Source organism: Frankia sp. AiPs1 (assembly GCF_023716945.1).
Lineage (GTDB): Bacteria > Actinomycetota > Actinomycetes > Frankiales > Frankiaceae > Frankia.
On sequence record NZ_JAMQQF010000610.1, the window covers coordinates 1 to 3,500 of the forward strand.

Consider the following 3,500-nt stretch of genomic DNA (forward strand, 5'->3'; position numbering starts at 1 on the left):
GGCGTGGGTGCTCTCCCGCAGCGTGCCGAGCACTCGACGGTGCGCGTGCGGCTGGACGACGTCGCGCGGGGGCCCGCCCCCCGGCCGGCTGTGCCCCCCGATCGTGTTGGTCAGGTCGAGGTGGTCACCACCCAGCCGGAGCAGGGCCCGGCGCAGCCCGGCGCGCTGCGCCGAACCCGGGGCGTAGGTACGGACCGGTTCGTTGTCGGCCACGGGCACCGACCCCGCGACCGATCCCGCGCTCACGCCTGCCGGCACGGCTGTCTCCCCTCCCCGCGCCCGCCGGGCACGGGCCGCACGAACCGGGCCCGGCCGGGCGCGGCCTTCAGGATCCGTGTCGGCTACCCAGCGCCCGCACGGCCAGCAGCAGGTTGGCGGGCTTCTCCACGAGCCGCCGCGTCAGGTAGGGCACGCTGTCCGGCCCGTACGGCAGGTACACCCGCACCGTCGCCCCACTCGCCGCGAGGCGCCGCTGCTCGCCCGGCCGCACCCCGTACAGGAGCTGGTACTCGTAGGTCTTCGGCGCCCGCCGCAGCTCGGCGGCCAGCCGACCGGCGACGCCGATCAGCGCCGGGTCATGGGTGGCGATCATCGGGTATCCCGGCCCGGCGAGCAGGACGCCCAGGCAGCGCGCGTAGGCGGCGCGGACGGCCAGGCGTCCGCGGTGCACGGTGCCGGCCGGCTCCCGGTAGGCCCCCTTGCACAGCCGCACCCGCGAACCGCCCCGGGTCAGGTCACGGCAGTCGCCCTCGGTGCGCAGGAGCTGGGCCTGCAGCACCGCGCCGACCGACGGGAAGTCCCGACGCAGCTCGACCACCGTGTCCAGCGTCGCGTCGGTGGTGGTGTGGTCCTCCATGTCGACGGTGACGGTGGCGTTCACCGCCGCGGCCCGGGCACAGATCTCCGCGGCGTTCTCGTAGGACAGCTTGCGGCCGTCGCGCGGCACGGCCTGCCCGAGGGCGGACAGCTTGACCGACACGTCGAGCCCCGACGCGATACCCGCCCGGTCGGCCAGGTCGAGCAGCCGCAGGTAGGCCAGGACCGTGGCGAGCGCGTCGTCCGGTCGGGTGACCCCCTCGCCGAGCAGGTCCACCGACGCCCGCAGGCCGAGATCGGCCAGCCGCGCGGTCGCGGCGACGGCGTCGGCATCCGTGGGACCGGCGACGAACCGGTCGACGACGCCGGCGGCGATCGGCCCGCGGGCGAGCACGGCGCGCACTGGCGGGCTGCCGACGAGGCGGGGAACGAGACGGCGGATCACTCCGACTCCCCTCGCACAACAGCAGGCAATGATACGGACACACTCGGTAGCGTTCCGCAGTCGACGTGTCCTGTCCAGCCCGGCACCGGCGCGCCCCATCGACCCACCGACCGACACAGCGACACACCGACACAGCGATTCCACCGACCCACCGACCCCCAGCGCCCCGACGAGGCCGGGACGGCAGCCGGCGAATCTGGCGGGCGGCAGGGGCTCGTGCGGCGCCGACCGGTCCGACGGGCGACCTCCCGGGCGACGAGCAGGCGGGCGGACCTACTCGTCTAGAGGCGGCGCAGGTTGGCCAGGACGCGGTCGAGCAGCGCGATCTCGGACGCGCCGGTGGGCATGGTGAGCTGGGAGACGTCGACCAGCCGGTCGGCCGCCGCGTCGGCGACGAGGACCCGGACGACACCCACCGGCAGGCGCAGCGCCGCGGCGATCTCGATCACCGACTGCGGCTGCACGCACATCGCGACGATCGACTTCTGTTCCAGCAGCAGCGCGGGCAGCCGCGCCCGGCCGAACGGCGTCGTGGTCACCATGGCCTCGAGCGCCAGCAGGCGGGACGGCCGCGCCCGGCCGCGGGTCGCCGTGTACGGCCGGACGAGTTCCCCCGACGGCTCCACCGCATCCCCGTTCATCCGTTCACCCCCTACCCCGAGGCCATGGTTGTCACCGTCGGGCTGTCGGTGTCACACGCTCTCGCGCGTGTCGGCGCGGCGCGCCGGGGTCAGCGCCTCCCGGGTGCGGGCGACGAGCACCGTCATCTCGTACCCGACCAGCCCGATGTCGCAGGTACTCGTGGCGAGCACCGCCAGGCAGGAGCCCTCACCGACGGCCATGAGCAGCAGCGACCCCTGCGCCATCTCGACGACCGTCTGGGTCACCGAGCCGCCCTCGACGAATTCCGCGGCCGCCAGGGTCAGGCTGAACAGCCCCGAGGCGATGGAACCGAGCTGCACCGCCCGCTCGCGCGGGAAGCCGCTGCACACCGCAAGCAGGTGGCCGTCCGAAGACGCGACGATCGCGTTCGCCACCCCGGGCACGAAGTCGACGAAGTTGTTGATGAGCCAGTCGAGCGAGGGGGTGTCCGGATCTGCGTCGGTCACGGCTGTACTCCAGGCTGCGGGTTCGGATGCACGGGGGAATCGGGGTCAGGGTTCGTTCGGACGGGGTTCGGCCGGATTCAGCCGCCCCCGTCGTCGTCCTCCGCGGCGGCGGGCCCGGTTCCCCGGGCGTGGTGGATGCCTTCGTACAGCCGGCTCAGTCGCCCGCGGATCCGCTCGGGTGCGTCGTCCGGGTCGGGCGCCGCCGACGATGAACCGGCGGAGCCGAGGAACCCACCCGGGCCAGCCGCGACGCCGGCCTGCCCCGACGGCGGGCCGAGCGGGATCTGCCCGGGGATCGGCACGGTGTTCGGGGTGCGGATCGGCAGCCCGGACGCGGTGGTGTTCCGCCGCGGCCCCGTGATCGAGCCAGCCCCCGGTCCTGCGCCGGGGCGGGAGGACGACGGCCCGAGCTTCGACGCGGCGAACGGCCCCGTCCCGGCAGCCGGCTGCGGCTTCGCAAGTACGGCCGAGCCGGCAAGCGGCCCGGAGCCGGCCAACGATCCGGAGCCAGCCAACGATCCGGAGCCGGCCAACGATCCGGCTGCGTCGAAGGTGCGGGGCGCGGTGAACGGCCCGGGGGCCGACCGCTCGCCTCCGTCCGCCCGGCCCGTGGGCTGGATCGCGGGCTGGATCGCCCGATCGGGCGCCATGGCCACCTCGTCCCGGACGAACCAGTTGAACGGCTCGCCCGACTCGTCGAAGGCCGGCGGTCGCGACCCGGCGGCGTCGGCGAGCCGCGCCCACAGCCCGGTGTAGGGCGACCCGCTGGGCGACACGACGGCGGGCGACACTGCGGCGGGCGATATGACGGCGGGCGAGGCGGCAGCGGCCGAAGCGGCAGCCATGGCGGCGGCCCACGCCGGATGGTGCACCGGGACCGGCACCGCCGGGAACCCCGGCAGGGGGGTGGCAGGCGCCGCGAGGTCGACGTCGACGTCGGACCTGTTTGGGGTGGACGGTGTGGTGGGTGCGGCGGTGGACGGCATGTTGGTCGGGGTGAATGTGGATGCGGGTGCGGGTGCGGGGGTCGGCACCACGGCGGTCGGCACGTTGGCGGGTGCGGTGACGGTGGCCGGGGTCGGCCGGGCGGCGGACGTCAGCTCGGCGGGTCCGGCGACGGTGGCCGCGGC

The 3,500-nt window shown here is 75.2% G+C and carries 3 protein-coding genes and 2 pseudogenes; all 5 read right to left on the reverse strand.

The window, feature by feature from the left end:
* Nucleotides 1-258: pseudogene (locus ND748_RS28210) on the reverse strand (1-pyrroline-5-carboxylate dehydrogenase); the annotation flags it as partial.
* Between the two features lie 67 nt (nt 259-325).
* Nucleotides 326-1,261 carry a proline dehydrogenase family protein gene (locus ND748_RS28215; protein ID WP_251749232.1) on the reverse strand — a complete coding sequence of 312 codons (936 nt, stop codon included), beginning with the start codon at nt 1,259-1,261 and terminating at the stop codon, nt 326-328.
* Nucleotides 1,262-1,542: 281 nt separating this feature from the next.
* Nucleotides 1,543-1,902, reverse strand: coding sequence for a DUF742 domain-containing protein (locus ND748_RS28220; RefSeq protein WP_251749233.1), 360 nt, complete (start codon nt 1,900-1,902; stop codon nt 1,543-1,545).
* A gap of 51 nt (nt 1,903-1,953) precedes the next feature.
* The gene (locus tag ND748_RS28225) at nt 1,954-2,370 is read right to left on the reverse strand and encodes a roadblock/LC7 domain-containing protein (protein ID WP_251749234.1); all 417 of its coding nucleotides are present in this window, start codon (nt 2,368-2,370) and stop codon (nt 1,954-1,956) included.
* A 77-nt stretch (nt 2,371-2,447) separates the two neighbouring features.
* Nucleotides 2,448-3,500: pseudogene (locus ND748_RS28230) on the reverse strand (ATP-binding protein); the annotation flags it as partial.